The following is a 19531-nucleotide window of genomic DNA, read 5'->3' on the forward strand; positions in this document are numbered from 1 at the left end:
AAATATAATATCTCCTTCAATGCTAAGCAACGTGCCTGAATGGAAATATCAAAAAAGAAAGAAGTCCGGCTTTTGCCGGAAACTGAATCTATACCTCTTTTAGAAGATACCTGCACCGATGAACAGTGAGGAGAACAGGATCGCAACCATGTTCACAACTTTGATCAGGGCATTGAGGGCAGGTCCTGAAGTGTCCTTGAACGGGTCACCTACAGTGTCACCGACAACAGCTGCCTTATGTGCTTCAGAGCCTTTTCCACCATATTTCCCATCTTCTATGAGCTTCTTTGCATTATCCCATGCACCGCCACCGTTGTCCATTGTGAGCGCAAGCAAGAGACCACAGACAATGATACCGATGAGCAGACCGCCAAGGGCTTCTGGTCCGAGTACGAGCCCTACAAGAAGAGGTACGACAATAGCAAGGGCACCGGGTATGGCCATTTCACGAATTGCTGCTGCAGTAACGATGTCCACACATTTACCATATTCAGGCTTTGCGGTTCCCTCCATAATACCGGGGATCTCACGGAACTGACGGCGAACCTCATTGACTATCTCAAAAGCCGCCTTACCAACAGCCCGCATTGTCACAGCACTGAATACAAAAGGAAGAAGTCCTCCGATGAACAGTCCCACAAGGACGACAGGGTCATCAAGGCTAAGGTTAAGCGTAGTTCCCTCCGGGCTTACCTTGTGCCTGTAATCTGCGAACAGGGCCAGTGCACCAAGAGCTGCAGAACCTATTGCATATCCCTTTGTAACAGCCTTTGTGGTGTTACCTACAGCATCCAATGCATCTGTGATCTTGCGTACCTCGGATGGCATTCCGGCCATTTCTGCAATACCACCTGCATTGTCAGTGATTGGACCGTATGAGTCAAGTGCTACGATCATTCCTGTAGTCGACAGCATTGCAGCTGCTGCAATTGCAATACCATAAAGACCGATTGCAGGGGCTGCTGCACCGCCTACAATGAAGTAGGACGACAGAATACCTGCAATAATAACGATCACAGGAAGTGCGGTACTCTCAAAACCGATTGCAAGACCTGAAATAACGTTCGTACCTGCACCAGTTTCAGATGCTGATGCTATTGTCTTCACCGGACGGAAAGATGTGGAAGTGTAATATTCCGTGAAAACCACCATCAGAACCATGATGGCAACACCCACTAAAGCTGCATAGTAGAATCTGATGTCCCCCATAAGGGAAGTTGTAACGAAGTAGAAAGCAATGAGACAAAGAATCGCAGAAACTGCTACACCCTTATATAATGCCTTCATTATCTTTCCATCACTACCGACCTTCACAAAGAATACGGAAATGATAGAAGCGAAGATCGCTACTGCACCAAGGATGAGCGGATAAAGAATTGCATTGGCGTACGAATCAAGGATAAGTGTTCCAAGAAGCATGGACGCAAGAACGGTTACCACATATGTCTCAAACAGGTCAGCGCCCATACCGGCACAGTCACCGACATTGTCACCAACGTTATCGGCAATTACACCTGCATTACGCGGGTCATCCTCGGGGATCCCGGCTTCGATCTTACCTACAAGATCTGCTCCTACGTCTGCAGCCTTGGTAAAAATACCGCCGCCAACCCTTGCAAAAAGACTTATAAGACTGGCACCGAAAGCAAATCCTACTACAAGGTCCACATCACCATAAAGTATGTAGAAACCACTTGTACCAAGCAGCGCAAGACCTACAACAGCAAGGCCGGTTACTGCTCCACCACGGAAAGCAACAGACATTGCTTTTTGCAAACCTTTTGATGCTGCGCTGGCAGTTCTGACGTTTGCCCTGACTGACACGTTCATACCAATGTATCCTGCTGCTGCGGAACTGATCGCACCAACAAGGAATCCGATTGCGATCTTCCCACCATCAGCAAGAAGTACAAAGATCAGCGCTGCAAGGATTATAGCTACTACAGCGATTGTTTTATACTGGCGATTCAAATATGCCATCGCACCCTCCTGGACGGCACCTGCTATTTCCTGCATCTTTGCAGAACCTGCATCCTCTTTGAGAACGCTGCGTGCAAAGATACCGGCAAACAGCAAACTAATAAGACCGGCAAGAGGGGCAAGATAAATTAAAGCTTCCATATTAAAACTCCTCTCAATATAGTTCTTTTAAATATAATTTTTAATCACTTCACTTTTATAAATATTAATAAAGCAGCATGTCATTAAGGAAGACTTGCTACATAATCGTAATCACGTCGGGTATAATACAGATATATACTATATAAAAGTAGGCTGAAATAGAATACACATAATATGAATGTGTCGATAGACAGAATAAGGATTACACTCCGCCCCCTATCTGCATGAGCTCAAAATCAATGTCATCCGGCACATCCACCCTGAAAACAAAGACATTGTACCTGGATCTGCGGGCAGCGGATATGGCAGTTTTCTGTTCAGATGTAAGATATCCGTCGGTGCTGGCTATGCATAATGATTTCTTAGTGTCCTTTACAAGAAAATCAAAGTGCTGCCCATAGGCATTGAGAAATTCAACAAGTTCACTCAGCTCGTTCCAGTTGTCGCACATATGAACACTTTTAGTTGCCGAGTTGCTCACATACCAGTCCCTGCTCATGTAAGGATAAGCAGCATACTGATCCCTTAGCTCATCATATGCCTTGTGTATCTTAGAGACTTCATTATTAAGGTCGATCCATCTCCACCCCTGGTCTGAAAAGTAGCGTGACGCCACAATTGATACTATCCTATCCTTATCTTTAGGTTCAAGCTTCATTTTAACACCTGATGCCTATTATGGACTTATGACATTTAATATTATACGTAGTCGCTACTATATATGTTTCCATTAACAAAGTAAGGTATACACTGGGTGCGTGATTACTATCTATTGAATTATAATAGTATTAATCAAAAACTGAAATAATCAAAAGCTGAAACGGAAATATGGGTAGTGCGGCCGGAAAATGTTAAAGGTCAATGCCTGAAATAAGGTATTGACCTTATGGAAGAAACATTGACATAAAGTATAGGTTCCAGATCAACTATCTCTTCCTTTGATATGTTAGCTGCGGACAGTTCTATAGTTCCGTTGACCGTGACAGAGGAACCTGCTGCTACAAGCCTGTTGAGCTCCCGGCTGACAGAAGCCTGCGAACTTGCAATATAGGGACTTTGACGAAGAACAGGTTCAACTGTTGTTATGAAAATATCCTCCCCGCCACTATTGTAAAGAGTGAACTCGTACCTGTAAATATCACCGGAACCGTTACCATCAGAAGAACCAATTGAAGATGTGCCGTCAACAAGGAGCAGACCCTGCACCTGAACGGGACCGCATGACCAGATATTCCCGGCAGAACCCATCAGAACAACTGCAACAATGATGAGCAATCCATAAGAAAGCCTTTTATCCATATTTTACTCCTCATACCCGAAATGACTGCATTTGATATCTTATTGTTGCCTGAAAAGAGTAAAATGATCAGAATCCTGAAGACAGAGGGGGAACATCTTGTTCTCAAAATATGAAAAACTGATTGTTATGGTACATAATGAGATGGTGGTGGTAATACAATGTGTTCCCCGTTGTCCTATAACTATTGTCATGATACTATATAAATTATACTGATAGTGTTATAAAAAATATACTATACATTATAAATAAGACAGTTGCGATAGTTGCGGACAAGCATAAAATAAATATAACGTAAACAAATATAATATAAATAAATACAATATAAATAGATTTAATATTAAATTATTAAATATAATAGCATGCTTATTTTAATAACTTTAGTCACCTAAAATAATCAAAGTCAGGACGGTACAAATGAATTGTTCAACATGCACCTATAAAAAGAACATTGCATTATATTCGAAATGTGCAGGGATACCCGGAAGGAACAGGGTAGGTACGGCATATTATTGCGGGCACCCGGAAATGGTAAATCCTGTTCCAATAATCCGGGAAGACGACGATATGCTTGAAGACTGTCCTTTCAACAGCAACATAACGACTATCTCAAAAGATATGCAGGATGCGAACATAAGCGGATAGCAATGCTGTCATGATAGTTCATTTGTGCAGACCAATGAATGAGTAAAATGTCCCTCAAATATTGATCATTATATCATACTTCTTAATTACCACCTGCCATTCAGCCTCAAACCAAGGAATCCCATTTCATCCATTGACTATCTTTTATCGCGGAAAGTGACTCTCCTGGCTTTGCTGACCACCGAATTTCCGCCCATTCCCATTAAAAGGGCAGCGATGACAGAGAAAACATCCACCTTCTCAACACTAACCTCGTGGAAAGCAGCCCCCGCAACAAGCATGGCAATGATGGTCTGAGTGATATATGCCGGGTCAAATTTTGTGCCCGGATCGTTTATCCGGTTGGTCCAGTAACCCTGAACCATATACCACAATGCACCGGCCATTGCAACAAGAGCAAGGATCTCGTTTGCTTCCATCCTTACACCTCCATATAAGATTATATTGATAATGGGATTTAGTAAATTAAGAAACTACTTTCCTGAACATTTAATCCTTTCTCCGGGATTACCCTTGATATAATAAAATAAGTCAAACCTTTCAAATGACTCCTGAACTTATTAATAATTGCAGAAAAAGTTACAACCGAAATAAATATAAAACAAAAAAGCAGAGCAAAAAAACGAAAAATGAAAGGGGATACGTTTTTTATACACATGTAATTAACAGCTGATCATTCAAACATGCGAGAACCGGAACTCTGTGCCTGCTCCATGAGAACGGTATTTTCCCTCACTTCACCTGGTGCATGATGACCTACATCAACGAAGGTGCCTTTTACATCCATCCCGAACATCTGGAGTATCCTGGAAAACTCTTCATAGACCGGTTTGAAAGCTTCCGGATCCGGGGCACCTTGTGCGCCTACTATAACAGCTTTTTTACCCTCTTTAATGCGAGGAGTGAAATCCGGATTGATAAGTGCAAACCAGCGATCAATGAATTGTCTCATCTGGCCGGTTAACTGGAAGAAATAGATAGGGGAACCAAACACAAAACCATCTGCACTCCTTAGAGCTTCATAAGCTTTGGTCATATCATCATTGAGTTTGCAGCCTTCAACTGCCCTGCAGTAATTGCATCCCTGACAGCCTTTAAGATCCATTTCATTCAGATAGAACTTTTCTACTTCAGCGCCGGACAGTACTGCTCCGTCCAGGACCTGCTGGACAAGTACATCAGTGTTTCCTTGCTTTCTCGGACTTCCTACAAAACCTACAACTTTCATCCTGATCATTTCCTTTTATTTGTGTGGCTGCCATGAGTGACCATTTCCCGGAGATAAGACTCAAACATATACAGTCACCAGACACTAAATATGGCGATACTATATTTAATTCTATACAAACACTTCAAAATACAAATACTTCAAACACGTAATAGATTTCAGCAATTTCTACGTGATGAGCCATGATATGCTAAAAAAGACCGGATAATAAAGGACCTGTCAAACTTCAGTACAACCGGAAGATATAATTCCCATAAATTATCAGTTCAGAACATGGTTAAAATTGCAGTCACAGGAAAAGGCGGGGTAGGCAAGACCACACTGTCCGGCACCCTTGCAAGAATGCTGGCAAAGGATGGATATGATGTACTTGCTATTGATGCAGATGCTGATATGAACCTGGCATCATCACTGGGCATAGAGAAGCCCCCAGAACCCCTTACCGAATACCAGGATCTTATCGAAGAGAGAGCAGGGGAAAAAGGAGGCATGTTCAAATTCAACCCCAAGGTAGATGATATTGTCGACATGTTCGGTGTTGTCGGCCCCGATGATGTAAAGATGCTGGTCATGGGTACCGTTGAAAGAGGAGGAAGTGGCTGCATGTGTCCTGCTTCGGCCTTTTTGAAAGCTTTTTTAAGACATGTAGTGCTGAAAGATACCAGTGCAGTAATACTTGACATGGAAGCAGGTATCGAGCACCTGGGCCGAGGTACCACCCGGGGTATCGATCTTATGATAATAGTAGTTGAGCCGGGAATGCGCTCAATAGAAACTGCCCAGAGGATCAGGCAACTTTCCGAAGGTATCGATATAAAACATCTTGCTGCTGTGATCAACAAAGGGAATTCTGCGAATATAAAGCCAAAGCTGGAAGAGATGGGAATTCCGGTACTCGGAGAAATACCCTACGACCCAGATCTTGTGGAAGCTGATCTCAATGGCCTTGCCCCCATAGATGTTGGTGGCAAATGGGTTGATTCTGTTACCGGGATTAAGGAAAGAATGCTTGAAATGATAGCAGGATTTGAGAAAGAGGATCAGAACTGATCCCCATGGTCATAAGGACTTGTAACAGGGATGTTGAGGCCTATATCACAAAGGACGGGTCATCTATCAGGGAACTCATCCACCCCCTGGTACACGGTAACACTGCCCAGAGCCTTGCTGAGGCAACAGTTCCTGCAGGAAGTTCCACCCTCCTACATATCCATAATCTTAGCGAGGAAATATACCATGTCATATCCGGTACAGGCCTTCTCACTTTAGGGGATGAGGATATCATTGTACAGACAGGTGACTCGATCTGTATTCCACCAAAAACCCCCCACAACATAAAAAATACGGGAAGATGTGAACTCAGGATACTGTGCTGCTGCTCACCTGCCTACTCACACAACGATACACAAATACTGGAATGATACGGTAATTAAAGACATTCCTGACCGGTGCCAGACTGGCCTTTAGTATTCATATCACAAAAAGTAAAGGATCACAGGCATCATTATAACCCCCATTGCATGGGATTTTCTTATTTTCAGAAATGAAGCTATCATTCCCATGGGCGTTGCGATAACAAATATCAGCAGTCCGAAAGTTCCTGTAAATAAAAGGCACATGATGAAAAGCAGACCCAGCACTGTGTAACACAGGAGAGGATAGTCGATCCGTGAAAGCCTGTGATGTATGCTATCTCCCAAAAAGACCGTGGAATGATACGACAGTATGGCTGTCAATGACATTGCACACATAAAAAGTACTATAACAGAGGGATCGAACCATACATCCCCAAGGAGCCCGTCTATAGCCACCATTGCCCCGCTGCGGGTCCTCCCAATGACTGCCAGGGCCAGCAAAGCAAAGATGGCATTGCAAGTGTTGACCCCTGAAACCGAGACTATGAACTCCTTTGCAGAATCAAGCACTGTGTCATCTTCATAGTAATATCCGTTATATTTGCTGCTCACTTTATCGAAATCTTCTTTTATGAACAGACGGGCAAAGACCGTAGCTACAGAGGAAGAGATACCTGGTATCCAGGCAACAAGGGAGCCCGAAGTGCCACCAACAATAATACCCCTGAGTATTCTTTTACTGTCAAGTTCCATGCGGGAAGTTAGCTGTGCCGGTATGGCCGAGATGGACATCAGACTGATAATAAGCTGGGATGAGCCAAAAAGACCGCTCAGCAGCGGAAGAAGGATGGATGGCTCGCCTATACTGATAAAAGGTTTCATCAGGTGTTCCATACTGAACGCAAACATGCCAAGAAACCCACATAGAAGGAAGATCACCAATGCATAGAACCTTCCTTTCCAGTGTGCAAGAGAACCCTGTCCTGGAATGTGTTCTCCTCTTTCGGTCATGATCATGATGAACACTATGAATAGCAATATCCAGGAAATGTGGCTCTGAATGAATGGATATGCAATTTTGAACAACAAAGACATAGGTACTGCTATGAAAAGAGCAAGGGCTACTGAACCGGCACTGCCCAGTGCCGACAGCCTTATGGCTTCGGCCCCGCGCCCCTCAAGCAGCAATGCATGACCGGGAAGGACCGCCAGTGCCATATCAGAACTCGGTGCACCAAGAAATATGGATGGGATTATGTCATGGAAAGTATGTGAGATGGCATTTGAGAGAATCATTGCGGCAATGCAGACCAGGGGGAATCCGTAATCAGAGAGGACGGGTGATAAAGCAAGCAATATCAAAGCAAAGTTGTTAGTGTGAATGCCTGGGACAAGTCCGGAGACCACACCAAGAAGATAGCCTGCAAACACCGATATAAAAAATGTCCAGAAAGGAACATCTGTCAGCATACTCATCATTATTTTCCTGAATATTTAGGTCAGAAATATTTGATTAGTACTTAATTTTTGCTTTTTGTGTTTAAAATAAAAATCAGACAATAATTCGGGCCTATAAATTAAGTCGGACAGGTGCATTTCAGGCACGACTTCAAGGATTGGAACTAACACCGGTCAACCTGTTTTAGGAGGTGGTACCTCCAATATACATAAGTTTCAGCATTTGGATAGTACCTGGGAGCTAATACCAGAAAAAGCACCAGCGCAGACAAATGCCTGATTGACTGACTGGCCACTGGGAATAAGGATACAGATGGGAAGAACGAATATGCAAAAATACCATGAATAGCAGATCAAGGACAATACTCCTGATAAGCACAAAATACCGGACATCATAAATCACTTTAAAAAAATATCAGATACATTTGTTCATATTCCGATAATAAATAGGTACACCAAAAATAATATATACCTACAAACCATTATAGAGATTACTATCATGCAACAAACACCTGCCCAATAGATACACTCGGCTTCCTATTGCAGCTATATAGGTCACTTTCTCTAGCAGAACGGTCTTCTCCAAGTGTTGCATGATAGCCTCCGCACTTGCAATTATATCTATTCTAGTAGCAAGCTTTCCCTGAAGACCAGATGGTACTTTTTATCTTTAATTTTATTTTTATTAAGCATCACTACTTACAGAACATAAAATAGTAGTTATTCCAATAAAGTTAAATACTATCAAATATATGTAGGATGTACTACCAGACAACACGCGTCTTCCTATAAACACTACTGATCCTGATATAGCTAGAAGAACTGAGTCGCTCCTGCGTGTTGTCTGTTAGGGTTCCTTTTTTGGGCATAAAACCATGAGGCTTTCTATTTTTCTTTATTAAGTGCTTACAGATACCATGTATAAGGTCGTTTAATCTCTATTTTATTTTTTAAAAGCCGAATGGATTGGATTCTAGTAAAAATACTAAAATTGTTAGGAGTTTTTATTAATATACCTAATATTAATCATTATGCCTATTATATTTCAGAATAACTATTGAGTATCATTTACCAATATAATAATAGTTATTCCAATTTAATTGCAGTACAAATTCGAAAACATAAAGTGATAGGTATGAGAATTAAAAACAGAACACCGGCATTTTACAGTGCATTTGTAGTATTGTTACTGATACTAGGTCTGCCCTTTGCATCAGCAGGTGAGGACACACTTATAGCAAAAACACATAGTGATCCTTTCGGAGACTTTGAACTTTCAGATATTCCGGACGGAGACTACAACATAACGACTGTAAAGCTACTTGGAAGTCCCATGAATATGTGGATCAAAGGCAGTGCTGCCATAAACATATCAGACGGACAGAGCAGTATCACAGATATTGTAATTCAAATGTCCTCAGACAATGCAGAAGATTCTGAAGCCATTAATGCAACTATTTCCAGTGCTATCCTGTCTTCACTTGATGGAAACTGTAGCATAACAGGGAAAACAGTGGCATAATAGCTTTTAAATAATTCTCTGACTTTCTCGATAGCATGGTCCACCCAACCATTTTACTATTTTTGATATGAACAAATGGCATTAAGCAATATTGACATCCTTCAGGATAAATCTATGAATCTCAATCTGATCTTTATTTATCGTACCGTATAATATCTCCATATTGGATGATATTGCAATGTAATAGACATTACTATTAAATATAGGTATCCCTATATAACAACGATTATTTCAGTCTATCATAGATTAGAAGATCCGGACATGAAACATTAGGAATTTCAGTGCCACTCTACAAGACTTCTTTCTAGCAGGGCAAATAATGATTCTGGCTTGCTCTGCGTATTATATTCATTTGTGCAGAGCCATAGATAATACGAAACTTTATATACAATGCAATATTTAGTAGGTATATCTACTAAAAATAGGACATATTAAACCATAACAGAACCGAAGAAACGGAATGCAACCGATTAAGAGAAACAATCAAAGTTCCTATAAAAATGGAGTCAGTATAATGGAATGGAAACTATCGAGAAGGACACACCAGCGTTTCAGACATTTAAGAGTGTGGCGTGATGTGAATACTTCAAGAGAATCCGAAAGAGAAGACTGATATAAAGCAAAATGATCGCATGGGAGATTAGTACCAGACAGGAGAATATTCATGAAAAAGACAATAATCGTATACGGAACAACTACAGGGAATACACTGGTAATGGCAGAGGAAATTGAAGGCATCTTCAAAGAACAAAACGCAGATGTTAAACTGGCAGAAGTAACGGATGTCCAGCCAGGTGACCTGGCAGACTATGACCTGATAATTCTTGGTTGTCCTACATGGGGTGAGGGCGAATTACAGGATGATTTCATTTCTTTTGAAAAGGAGATGAACAAAATAGACCTGAAAGGAAAACAAGCCGCATGTTTTGGTCCGGGAGACAGTTCCTACGTGTTTTTCTGCGAGGCAGTGGATATTCTGGAAGCAAGACTTGAAAGCTGTGGTGCAAAGATGATCATAGAGGGACTGAAGATTGACGGAGATGTGGACGAACACATGGACGCAACCAGAGAATGGGCAGAGAAGATCCTGGCAATAACAGATAATTGACAAAAAATAAGAAAACGGCAGGTGTAATTGAATTGGACGGGATAACAGAGGAGCATTTCATACTTAAAGCATCTTTTGATGGCAATATGCAGGTCCTAAGGCATCATATCTATGAATATCAGAAAGGACTAAGGCATCTGATACTGCATACTGCCAATATTTATCAAGAAGATGAGATAATAGACCTGCTTGAAAGGAAAGGAGTAAATTATCTTATCCGGCAGGCTTCAGAACAAAAGATAAATGTGTTCTTTGGAGACAAAAGATGCATAAATGTAGTCAGGGAGATCGGAGATAAATGTCTTTCAGACTATACGGAGGAGGAAGACTTCATACTTGGGATAATGCTTGGATATGACAGATTAAAACAATGTGACCGTTACCTTAAAAGAAAAAACAAGCTGGGAAATAAACTGATGGTAAAATGCTGATATGATCAGCAAAAGACCATTATTTGTATTTTGCTCTTTTGTTTATCTTCAGGGCTATTATTGATACAATTATTCGATAAATCATTCATTGTCTGACAGGATCCATAGGGAAGATTTCGTTATTCTTTACAAATGGAAGCTTTTTCATGTTTTTGCGACAGGTTCAAATCCGTTCAAAATAATTCATTTTTATGCACTTAGAAGAAATCGTTACCGTACTTGAAGAGATAGCACCTCCTGAACTTGCCGAAGATTTCGATATTGGAAGAATAGGTCTTACACTGGACCTTCAAAATGATGTAAACAAGATAGCAGTAGCTCTTGACCCTACAGACTATGTGCTCAACCGGGCTGCGATGATCGGTGCTGATCTGCTGATCACACATCACACCCGGATATTCCATGCTGTGAACTGTATCAGTAAGGAACTGGCAGATAGTCTTAAGATAGCACTTGATAACGGCATATCACTCTATTCAATGCACACCAATTTCGATAAGGCAAAAGGTGGAATAAACGATGCACTGGCAAAGAGGCTCGGACTGTCGCAGATCATGGAAGTGCCTATCGGAAGGATAGGCAAGATAACCCCTTGTTCGACAGAGACTTTCGTGAACCACGTTGCAAAGTGCCTGAACACTCACGTCCAATACACCGGCAACCGGGAAGAGATAAGTACCGTTATGGTATTCGGGGGCAGTGGGTTCAGGACCCAATACATTGAAGCGGCAAGGGAATATGGTGCTGATGCTTACGTTTCATCCGAGATCAAACATGATGTGATACGCTCTTACAGTGACATGGTACTGGTGGATGCAACACATTATGCCACAGAGAATCCCGGCATGCAGGATCTATGTCCTGTAATTGCTGAGCGGCTGAAACTTGATGTGGAATTCATAGACCATGATCCGCTTATAAGAACGCTGTGATATAATGACGGCCGATGATAAAAGAACAGACGGGATAAATGAAGGTGAGACTGCAGAAGAAGAACTTGAAGAATTGCTTGAAAAGGAATTCAGAAAAAAAACAGATCCCAAACACAGGGGATATGGGGACTATGAAAGAAAAAGAATATACAGAGGACCTTCAGTCAGAAGGGATCATGAATGAACATTTCCAGGGAAAATATGACCATCCGGCTATTGCACGCTAATATTACCCATTGTTCCCGTCGTTACTGCCAGACCGGTTGTCGATGACCTTCTTCCCGCATTTCTCGGGCACTATTGTCAGCTCACCGCCCTGGAATTCATTTCTCAGGGGATCTGTTGTTGCTATCCTGTCAAGGGTGACCGCCACAGCAGCAACTTCAGAATGAGGCTGGTTACCCACTGCAACATTCCAGTCTGCCAGCTCGTATATCTCAAATGGCACCTTTTCCGCACCAACTACTATCATAAGCTTTTCGCACTGGCTGATCTGGGCAACAGCATCCGGAAGATTGACCCCGTACATGGAAAGATGGCAGACCTTCCCGCCTTCATCCTTCCACTTCCTTATCTCGGATTTCCAGTTAACGTCGTTCTTCACGTAGAAATCACCTCCCCACCTTTCAGAGACATCGTTTATGTTCTCCGCAAGTTTGCTGTCCTCTGATGCCAGAAGCATGCCTTCGGCACCAAAGGCCCTTGCTGTCAGGCCCACATGAGTGGTTATTCTCTTATCCCTCTGGGGACGGTGACCCAGCCTCAATATCACTATCTTCTTTGCCGGCATGCTTATCACAGTTCAGTGATATCCGCAACTTTTTCCAGGAGCATGCCTTCAACAACTATCGGGAGGAATTCTCTTGCACTTTTGATGGCTTCTTTCAGTTTTTCCTCTTTTTCCGCATATATGGTCAGGACAGGCTGTCCCTCCTGCACTGCTTCCCCGCGTTTTTTGTGGATCATGACACCTGCACCTTTGTCGTTAGGAGCTCCTGCAAGCCTTGCTATCTGGACAATGCGCTTGTTGTAGAACTCAAGTATGTATCCGTTTGTCGGAGCTGTAAGTTCTGCAGTGAACTTGCCCACCGCAATATCCCTGTAGGTCACATTCGGATTTCCGCCCTGTACCTCTATTATCTCCCTGAGCTTTTCCAGGGCTTTACCGTTCTTGAGTGTTTCAAGTGCCAGCTGGCGACCCTGGCCCTTTGCAGCAACACCGCCCATCTCAAGCAGCATGCCTGCAAGGACGATACTCTTTTCTATAAGGCTGTTAGGACCTTCCATTGTTTCAAGGACCTTGAGAGCTTCTATGACCTCAAGGGCCGGGCCGATGGTCCTGCCAACCGGGGATGCACCGTAAGTGAGTGCACAATCCACATCCATACCCAGACGTTCTCCCAGATTTATCAGGTCCCTTGCAAGCTTTCTTCCGGTCTTTACATCAGGTATCTTCGTGCCTGAACCGGTCGGAATGTCAATGACCACTTTCTGAGCACCCACAGCACCTTTTTTAGCCATTATGGAAGCCAGTAACTGGCAATGAGGATCAATGGAAAGGGGATATTCTATCCTTATCAGCTTGTCATCGGCAGGTGCGATATTTGTAGCACCACCCCATACAATGACACCACCGACCTTTTCGGTCATTTCCTTGATCTGCTTAGCTGTGAATTCGACCGGAGCCAGTATCTCCATCAGATCGGCAGTTCCGCCTGCACCGGTTATTGCACGGGAGCTGGTTTTGGGTATCAGCAGGCCATTTGCCGCTACTATAGGGACGATGAGCAGCGAGATCTTATTGCCAGGCACACCGCCTATGGAATGTTTGTCCATTATAGGGGATGTGCTGAACTCTATACGCTCACCTGTCTCTATCATTGCTTTGGTGAGCCACTCTGTCTCATCCTCGCTAAGATCCTTGATGTAAGTCGCGGTAAGGAAAGCAGCAAGCTCGATATCATCCAGGTTCTCCTCGACTATATCCTTTACAAGCTCGTTTATCTCATCCCTTTCAAGCTTACGGCCATCCATGATTTTGCGGATTATACGGGTAGATTTTGGTTTTTCCGCAGGTTCAACTTCCACGGTCTCGGTCCATTCTTTGTGCAGCTGCTCCTGTACCTCATGATACAAGCCGATCATTCCCGGAGCTATCATATCCTCTGTAAAATCAACAATTGCCGTCAGAACAGTATGGTTCTTTATCCTTACTCTGTCCCCTTCATGAACTCCCAGTTCTTTGGCATCGATCGTGTTCAACACCACTTTATACTTTCCGACTTTGATATCAATAGGCTGTACTTTTAGCTGCATTATTCCACCTTTTATATACAGAAGATTGCATCAAGGGATAAATAGGTTTAGTACCAGGGAAAATGAGTGAATTATTTAGACATAGATGGCCTTAAAGATCATGGACCATGGTCATGCAATATGCCGGCAGGATGCTATCCTCCAACTGCGCAGGTGTCAGCAAAGACCTCTCTTCTAAATGATACATACATATATAAAAAAATAAAAGGGTTTTATTGATCAAATATTTATCTGCCGCCCTCATCCAGACAGTAATACACCTTTGTGAGGTTGTTCTCTTTGTACACTGCACATTCAGGACATACACATCCTTTATCATCTGTGATGCAGTTGCTTTTTCCAAAGGCACAGAACACCCCCTCGATGTGATCTGTTTTTGAAAGGTCCCCTTTGACTGCTCCTTTCAGGAGCTCAGCTGTATTGGATGGCATCGATTTCACCTTGCAGGCAAAAGTATAGCTTGGACATTTCTTCATACAGATGCATTTCATGAGATTCTCTTTGTTCTTTTCCACTCTTTCCACTTAAATCACCCTCTTATGATCTTTCCCAGACGTTCTTAAAATTAACCTGTACGCGCAATTGCATACTAATATAAATGAGGTTAGAGATGCTATTTAATTGTTTTTACTTGCTATTGTATTGTTCAATATGATTTCTGTAATCGAAACCACCTTATCCCTTAAAGGAGATTATTATTCAGGACCTTATTCAGGACCGCTATGAGGTTTGGTAAAATGGCCGATCAAACAAATAAGGCGTCTGAAAATATTCCAGGCAGGTACTATGTTGATGACAATTGTATAATGTGTAAGGTTTGTTTGACCATTGCCCCTGAAATTTTTGCGATTTCAGACGATGGTACGCATGCCTACGTTCAAAAACAGCCGGAGAACGAAGATGAAACAGCTGCCTGCGAAGATGCACTGTTGAGCTGTCCGGTGGAGGCTATCGGAAGCAATGGGGAATAAAGAATGAATGTACAGAATGGTCGTTGACATTTAAGGAACAAAACCAACGTTTGCAAAACAATCCATAAAGCTAAGAACTGGAAATTGCAATAGATATATTGATGGATGACGATCCTGCCATTCTCCTCCTTTTTATATGTATGTAAACATTGGAATGGTATCCGAAGGCATATTTTATCCACTGGCTACGCGATTGGTAAAGATCACCCTTGTGCCAGGAATCTCGAGAGCCCAAAGAGGCTGTATTTAAAACATATAGATACAGTACCACCGGACTTAAAAACAATCAATAATTATACTGCCTCATGAATGCCTTTATGCAAACAGCCATAGATGAAGCACGTCATGGCATGGAGCACGATCACGGAGGACCTTTCGGGGCAGTGATCGTCAAAGACGGGGAAGTAGTGTCCAGTGCCCATAATGAAGTACTGATGAGCAATGACCCCACAGCCCATGCAGAGATCCTGGCAATCAGGCAGGCATCTGCCATCCTGGGAAGGTTTGACCTTTCAGACTGTGAGATATATACAAGCTCACAACCCTGTCCTATGTGCCTTGCGGCTATCTACTGGGCGCGCATAAAGACAGTATATTACGGCTCCGATAAAGATGATGTTGCAGCAGTTGGTTTTGATGACAGTCTTTTTTACAGTTATATAAGAGGAGACTTAAAGGACCCGGGTATGGAACTTATTAATCTTGAACGGAAGGACTGCCTTGAACTGCTCAGGGAATGGATGGAAAAAACTGATAGAAAGATGTACTGACAAGAATAACACTGTCAGATGCGTTAGTATTCATGACATATATATGTATATATACATGTATATATAAACATCAATGATGCATACAATAGGACTACTCTATAAATGATAAATATATATTAGGCCTAGTCATTATTGACATATTATTGTTAAACCCAGGCATCACATCTGTGATATATATCATGAGATAGTCATTATTAGCCTGAATTAAAAAAATCATCCTGGAGGGAGGACGTGGTCTTAGATCAATTCATACCAAGCATGATAATATTGCTGGTTACTTTCCTGCTTATCGTTCTTTTCAATTTCCTTTTCAAGAAAAGGAATATCTTCTCAAGGGACAAGATAATACAGCAAATGATATTTGTCGTTATACTTGTCACGGGATTACTGTTTGTCATATTCTCCCTTCCAATAGATATTGAGAACAAGAACCTGATACTCACATTCGTAAGTATAGTCATTGGTGCCATAATTGCATTCTCATCCACAACATTTGTGGCAAATGCAATGGCCGGAATAATGCTTCGACTCATACATCCGTTCAGGGTGGGGGATTTCATAAAGGCGGATGAGACATTTGGAAGGGTTACCGAAATATATTTCCTCCACACCCAGATCCAGTCCATGGACAGGGATCTGATAACCATACCCAATATGACCCTTGTTTCAAAACCCCTCAAGACCATACGTTCATCGGGGACAATAATAAAAGTAACCGTGTCCCTTGGATATGATATTTCCAGGAAGAAAATAGAAACAAGTCTTCTAAAGGCTGCTGAGACCACGGGTCTTGACAATCCTTTTGTGCATATTGAAAAACTTGGGGATTTCTCCGTGACCTACAAAGTAGGAGGGCTTCTGAAAAACGTAGAAGGGCTGATAACTGCAAGATCCGATTTCAAAAAGAACGTTATGGATGCACTGCATGATTCGGACATAGAGATCGTTTCCCCCACGTTCATGAACCAGAGGGTTTTCAGTGAAGATTACGTATGTATGCCACCAAAGGAAACTGCAGCGGAAAAGATGAAGAACAAAGAACCAGAACCCAGGGTCATGACCGAGGAGATAGTCTTTGACAAGGCTATCCTGGCGCAGATGCTTGACAGGATATATACAACAGCAGACGGTCTGGCTCCACGCAGGAAGGAAATAGAGGAAAAGCTTAAAGAGATAGGTGATGAGGCTCTGAAAGAGAAACTTAAAGATCAGCTGAACCTCCTTGCCCAAAGGGAAGAAGAGATCAGACCTGCGATACAGGCTCTCAGGGACTTTCCGGATATAACTGCTCTTCCCGATGACCAGCATGATGTGTATGTCAGGTCACTTATAGAAACGGAGAAGGACATCACCCTGCTGAGTAACAGGCATATGGACATTGAAAGGAAAACAGATACGGCCCTGGAAAAACAGCAATGAAAAGATTTTTTTAATTTATGCTCATTGAGGAACAGAATGATAATAGGTGTACTTGGGCTTAAGGGGTCCTACTCTGAAAAGGCTGCAATGCAGTGGATAGAAAAGAACGGAACTAATAACGCACATATCCTTGAATACTGCGGGGACATCCAGGATGTGTTCGTCCTGCTGAAAAATGGGTCATGCGATATAGGAGTGGTACCACTGGAAAATTCAATCGAGGGATCTGTAGGTGTCACACTGGACATGCTTCTTGAAAATGATATGACCGTTATCGGAGAGACCATTGTTGCTATTGAGCATTGCCTGCTGTCCAGAGGTAAAAAAGAAGACATCAAAGTTATACTTTCACATCCTCAGGGTCTGGGACAATGCCGTCACTTCCTGAAGGAGCATTTCCCTGAAGCCGAACTGAGGACCACAGGAAGCACATCCCATGCAGCAAAGCTTGCTACTGAATTTGAGGAGATGGCTGCCATTGCCTCACCTGATACTGCCGGGTTATATGACCTCAATATAATCATGCCGGATATCCAGGACATGAAACAGAATCATACTCGCTTCATCATCATCACAAAACCCGACTCTCCGGCAGCCAGGAGCCTTATGATGAAGGATGGACAGGAAGAGGCCTGCAAAACCTCCATAATAGTATATCTTGACAGGGACCGTCCTGGCGCCCTGTATGAGATTCTTGGCGAATTTGCCAGAAACGAGATCAACCTTACAAGAATAGAGTCCAGGCCCTCAAAGAAAGTGCTTGGTGATTATATTTTCTACATTGACCTTGAGGGATGCATAAGCGATGCAATTATAAAAGATGCAATATATAATATAAGGTCGAAAGTCGGGATGTTAAAAATGCTTGGTTCATATCCTATGTTTGACCCTTATTGTGAGTCCAACCGGGTGTATATGGAAAAAAGTATGCCTTCTACAGATTAAATAAGCGGTGCAGCCATGGATGTAAGGGATTTTGTAAGAAAGCAGGAAGCAGCACTTAAAAGATATCGCAGGATATATAAGCTTCTGGACTTTAGTGCGATAACCCTTATCCTGTATCTATTGCTCTTCTATTTGAAAATTGACCTGGTTTTCCCTTTATTGAGCAGCTTTGAGGTCAGGGCCGAAACATCATACGACATACTGGGAATAAGCATTGCATTTGGAACTGCTGCCCTGATCCTGATAGCAGCTTTCTTTTCACTGATAATTACCTTCATACTGCATTTGCGTGATGACAGGACAAAAGCGTTGTTACTGCTGGAGAATAAACACCCTGAACTGCGTGAGAGACTGCGCACGGCATATGACAACGCAAATATCAATAACCTGATAGTATCGGACCTGCTGGACTCGGTATCCTCCGGAATAAAAAAGATCACTTCGTCTTCATTACTTATAAAGGGTAAAGTGCTCTTCGGGATGATCCTTATATTGGTTTCTAGTACCACAATGGTCTATGTTGTCCAGAACGATATTCGAACGGACCTTATCTCCCCGGATGATATAAAAGATATCATTGATGAACTTCCGTTCATGAACGGGAATGAAGACGTTTCAGGCGACCTTTTTGAGATAGATGATCCGGGTAGTGAAGATAGAAACCCGGGTAATGAGGACCTGACAGGTGAGACCGCTGTAATTGTAGTTGAAGGGAAGGAAGTAGACCTTACGCTTCCACCAGGTGCAGGTTCCGGTTTCACGAACCAGGAAGAAGCTGATCAGGCAGATGAGGACTTTGATCAGTCATCACCCTATGAGATAAGCATTATTTCATCCCCCACATATAATGAGAAGCTTCCCGAAGGTTATGAAAGCATTATCAGATCATATTTTGAGGAAATGGCAAATAAATAACCCAGGGTGAGTGCAATAAAGATAATACTTTAAGCATATGATAAAACTATACAATATTCATGACTATACATCACAGGACAAAGACAGAGGAGATAACA

General features: G+C 42.5%; 22 protein-coding genes. 13 read left to right on the plus strand and 9 right to left on the minus strand.

Features of this window, described 5'->3' with window-relative positions:
• Window positions 1–99: 99 nt before the first annotated feature.
• From V7O64_RS04930 to V7O64_RS04940, 3 genes are all read right to left on the minus strand, one after another.
• Window positions 100–2121 (minus strand): sodium-translocating pyrophosphatase, encoded by a 2022-nt coding sequence (locus V7O64_RS04930; RefSeq protein WP_407356909.1) that lies wholly within the window; start codon window positions 2119–2121, stop codon window positions 100–102.
• Window positions 2122–2323: 202 nt separating this feature from the next.
• Window positions 2324–2779, minus strand: coding sequence for a hypothetical protein (locus tag V7O64_RS04935; RefSeq protein ID WP_407356910.1), 456 nt, complete (start codon window positions 2777–2779; stop codon window positions 2324–2326).
• A gap of 200 nt (window positions 2780–2979) precedes the next feature.
• Window positions 2980–3420, minus strand: coding sequence for a hypothetical protein (locus tag V7O64_RS04940; RefSeq protein WP_407356911.1), 441 nt, complete (start codon window positions 3418–3420; stop codon window positions 2980–2982).
• Between the two features lie 415 nt (window positions 3421–3835).
• Here V7O64_RS04940 and V7O64_RS04945 point away from each other — a divergent pair, with 415 nt between their 5' ends.
• A complete protein-coding gene (locus tag V7O64_RS04945; protein WP_407356912.1) occupies window positions 3836–4063 on the plus strand; it encodes a hypothetical protein in 228 nt (75 codons plus the stop codon).
• A 137-nt stretch (window positions 4064–4200) separates the two neighbouring features.
• On the opposite strand, the gene V7O64_RS04950 is transcribed toward V7O64_RS04945, so the two are convergent.
• Both V7O64_RS04950 and V7O64_RS04955 read right to left on the minus strand, forming a co-directional pair.
• On the minus strand, window positions 4201–4482 hold the full coding sequence (locus V7O64_RS04950) for a hypothetical protein (RefSeq protein ID WP_407356913.1): 282 nt from the start codon (window positions 4480–4482) through the stop codon (window positions 4201–4203).
• 254 nt (window positions 4483–4736) lie between these two features.
• The gene (locus V7O64_RS04955; protein WP_407356914.1) at window positions 4737–5300 is read right to left on the minus strand and encodes a flavodoxin family protein; all 564 of its coding nucleotides are present in this window, start codon (window positions 5298–5300) and stop codon (window positions 4737–4739) included.
• A 264-nt stretch (window positions 5301–5564) separates the two neighbouring features.
• Between V7O64_RS04955 and V7O64_RS04960 the strand changes: the two genes are divergently transcribed.
• Both V7O64_RS04960 and V7O64_RS04965 read left to right on the plus strand, forming a co-directional pair.
• Window positions 5565–6341 carry an AAA family ATPase gene (locus tag V7O64_RS04960; protein WP_407356915.1) on the plus strand — a complete coding sequence of 259 codons (777 nt, stop codon included), beginning with the start codon at window positions 5565–5567 and terminating at the stop codon, window positions 6339–6341.
• A 5-nt stretch (window positions 6342–6346) separates the two neighbouring features.
• Window positions 6347–6712, plus strand: a complete 366-nt coding sequence (locus V7O64_RS04965; protein WP_407356916.1) for a cupin domain-containing protein — start codon at window positions 6347–6349, stop codon at window positions 6710–6712.
• 54 nt (window positions 6713–6766) lie between these two features.
• Here V7O64_RS04965 and V7O64_RS04970 read toward each other — a convergent pair whose 3' ends face one another.
• On the minus strand, window positions 6767–8125 hold the full coding sequence (locus tag V7O64_RS04970) for a tripartite tricarboxylate transporter permease (protein WP_407356917.1): 1359 nt from the start codon (window positions 8123–8125) through the stop codon (window positions 6767–6769).
• A 1114-nt stretch (window positions 8126–9239) separates the two neighbouring features.
• Between V7O64_RS04970 and V7O64_RS04975 the strand changes: the two genes are divergently transcribed.
• The 5 genes from V7O64_RS04975 to V7O64_RS04995 all read left to right on the plus strand — a co-directional run bounded on the left by V7O64_RS04975 (window position 9240) and on the right by V7O64_RS04995 (window position 12281).
• Complete coding sequence (locus tag V7O64_RS04975; RefSeq protein WP_407356918.1) at window positions 9240–9626, plus strand: hypothetical protein; 387 nt, start codon at window positions 9240–9242, stop codon at window positions 9624–9626.
• Window positions 9627–10290: 664 nt separating this feature from the next.
• A complete protein-coding gene (locus tag V7O64_RS04980) occupies window positions 10291–10734 on the plus strand; it encodes a flavodoxin (RefSeq protein ID WP_407356919.1) in 444 nt (147 codons plus the stop codon).
• Window positions 10735–10766: 32 nt separating this feature from the next.
• Entirely contained in the window at window positions 10767–11165 is a 399-nt protein-coding gene (locus V7O64_RS04985) for a DUF2023 family protein (RefSeq protein WP_407356920.1), read from the plus strand.
• 191 nt (window positions 11166–11356) lie between these two features.
• A complete protein-coding gene (locus tag V7O64_RS04990; protein WP_407356921.1) occupies window positions 11357–12097 on the plus strand; it encodes a Nif3-like dinuclear metal center hexameric protein in 741 nt (246 codons plus the stop codon).
• Between the two features lie 4 nt (window positions 12098–12101).
• Window positions 12102–12281: a hypothetical protein gene (locus V7O64_RS04995; RefSeq protein WP_407356922.1), complete on the plus strand. Its 180-nt coding sequence runs from the start codon at window positions 12102–12104 to the stop codon at window positions 12279–12281.
• Between the two features lie 45 nt (window positions 12282–12326).
• Here V7O64_RS04995 and V7O64_RS05000 read toward each other — a convergent pair whose 3' ends face one another.
• From V7O64_RS05000 to V7O64_RS05010, 3 genes are all read right to left on the minus strand, one after another.
• Complete coding sequence (locus V7O64_RS05000) at window positions 12327–12887, minus strand: tRNA (cytidine(56)-2'-O)-methyltransferase (RefSeq protein ID WP_407356923.1); 561 nt, start codon at window positions 12885–12887, stop codon at window positions 12327–12329.
• 5 nt (window positions 12888–12892) lie between these two features.
• On the minus strand, window positions 12893–14413 hold the full coding sequence (locus V7O64_RS05005) for an AMP phosphorylase (protein WP_407356924.1): 1521 nt from the start codon (window positions 14411–14413) through the stop codon (window positions 12893–12895).
• A 227-nt stretch (window positions 14414–14640) separates the two neighbouring features.
• Window positions 14641–14937: a DUF2769 domain-containing protein gene (locus V7O64_RS05010; protein WP_407356925.1), complete on the minus strand. Its 297-nt coding sequence runs from the start codon at window positions 14935–14937 to the stop codon at window positions 14641–14643.
• 213 nt (window positions 14938–15150) lie between these two features.
• Between V7O64_RS05010 and V7O64_RS05015 the strand changes: the two genes are divergently transcribed.
• From V7O64_RS05015 to V7O64_RS05035, 5 genes are all read left to right on the plus strand, one after another.
• Entirely contained in the window at window positions 15151–15384 is a 234-nt protein-coding gene (locus V7O64_RS05015; protein WP_407356926.1) for a ferredoxin, read from the plus strand.
• Window positions 15385–15701: 317 nt separating this feature from the next.
• Entirely contained in the window at window positions 15702–16154 is a 453-nt protein-coding gene (locus V7O64_RS05020; protein WP_407356927.1) for a nucleoside deaminase, read from the plus strand.
• 231 nt (window positions 16155–16385) lie between these two features.
• Window positions 16386–17573 carry a mechanosensitive ion channel family protein gene (locus V7O64_RS05025; RefSeq protein WP_407356928.1) on the plus strand — a complete coding sequence of 396 codons (1188 nt, stop codon included), beginning with the start codon at window positions 16386–16388 and terminating at the stop codon, window positions 17571–17573.
• A 36-nt stretch (window positions 17574–17609) separates the two neighbouring features.
• Window positions 17610–18518 (plus strand): prephenate dehydratase, encoded by a 909-nt coding sequence (pheA, locus tag V7O64_RS05030; RefSeq protein WP_407356929.1) that lies wholly within the window; start codon window positions 17610–17612, stop codon window positions 18516–18518.
• Window positions 18519–18533: 15 nt separating this feature from the next.
• Window positions 18534–19433: a hypothetical protein gene (locus V7O64_RS05035; protein ID WP_407356930.1), complete on the plus strand. Its 900-nt coding sequence runs from the start codon at window positions 18534–18536 to the stop codon at window positions 19431–19433.
• Window positions 19434–19531: the final 98 nt, after the last annotated feature.

The sequence above is a fragment of the Methanolobus sp. WCC5 genome, from assembly GCF_045690325.1.
GTDB lineage: Archaea > Halobacteriota > Methanosarcinia > Methanosarcinales > Methanosarcinaceae > Methanolobus.

Coding starts and splice junctions, on each gene's coding strand:
- V7O64_RS04975 (WP_407356918.1), top strand. CDS start 9,240: ATGAGAATTAAAAACAGAACACCGGCATTTTACAGTGCATTTGTAGTA.
- pheA (WP_407356929.1), top strand. CDS start 17,610: ATGATAATAGGTGTACTTGGGCTTAAGGGGTCCTACTCTGAAAAGGCT.
- V7O64_RS05005 (WP_407356924.1), bottom strand. CDS start 14,413: ATGCAGCTAAAAGTACAGCCTATTGATATCAAAGTCGGAAAGTATAAA.
- V7O64_RS05000 (WP_407356923.1), bottom strand. CDS start 12,887: ATGCCGGCAAAGAAGATAGTGATATTGAGGCTGGGTCACCGTCCCCAG.
- V7O64_RS04935 (WP_407356910.1), bottom strand. CDS start 2,779: ATGAAGCTTGAACCTAAAGATAAGGATAGGATAGTATCAATTGTGGCG.
- V7O64_RS04940 (WP_407356911.1), bottom strand. CDS start 3,420: ATGGATAAAAGGCTTTCTTATGGATTGCTCATCATTGTTGCAGTTGTT.
- V7O64_RS04995 (WP_407356922.1), top strand. CDS start 12,102: ATGACGGCCGATGATAAAAGAACAGACGGGATAAATGAAGGTGAGACT.
- V7O64_RS04965 (WP_407356916.1), top strand. CDS start 6,347: ATGGTCATAAGGACTTGTAACAGGGATGTTGAGGCCTATATCACAAAG.
- V7O64_RS04990 (WP_407356921.1), top strand. CDS start 11,357: ATGCACTTAGAAGAAATCGTTACCGTACTTGAAGAGATAGCACCTCCT.
- V7O64_RS05035 (WP_407356930.1), top strand. CDS start 18,534: ATGGATGTAAGGGATTTTGTAAGAAAGCAGGAAGCAGCACTTAAAAGA.
- V7O64_RS04960 (WP_407356915.1), top strand. CDS start 5,565: ATGGTTAAAATTGCAGTCACAGGAAAAGGCGGGGTAGGCAAGACCACA.
- V7O64_RS04955 (WP_407356914.1), bottom strand. CDS start 5,300: ATGATCAGGATGAAAGTTGTAGGTTTTGTAGGAAGTCCGAGAAAGCAA.
- V7O64_RS05015 (WP_407356926.1), top strand. CDS start 15,151: ATGGCCGATCAAACAAATAAGGCGTCTGAAAATATTCCAGGCAGGTAC.
- V7O64_RS04950 (WP_407356913.1), bottom strand. CDS start 4,482: ATGGAAGCAAACGAGATCCTTGCTCTTGTTGCAATGGCCGGTGCATTG.
- V7O64_RS04930 (WP_407356909.1), bottom strand. CDS start 2,121: ATGGAAGCTTTAATTTATCTTGCCCCTCTTGCCGGTCTTATTAGTTTG.
- V7O64_RS04980 (WP_407356919.1), top strand. CDS start 10,291: ATGAAAAAGACAATAATCGTATACGGAACAACTACAGGGAATACACTG.
- V7O64_RS04970 (WP_407356917.1), bottom strand. CDS start 8,125: ATGATGAGTATGCTGACAGATGTTCCTTTCTGGACATTTTTTATATCG.
- V7O64_RS05020 (WP_407356927.1), top strand. CDS start 15,702: ATGCAAACAGCCATAGATGAAGCACGTCATGGCATGGAGCACGATCAC.
- V7O64_RS04945 (WP_407356912.1), top strand. CDS start 3,836: ATGAATTGTTCAACATGCACCTATAAAAAGAACATTGCATTATATTCG.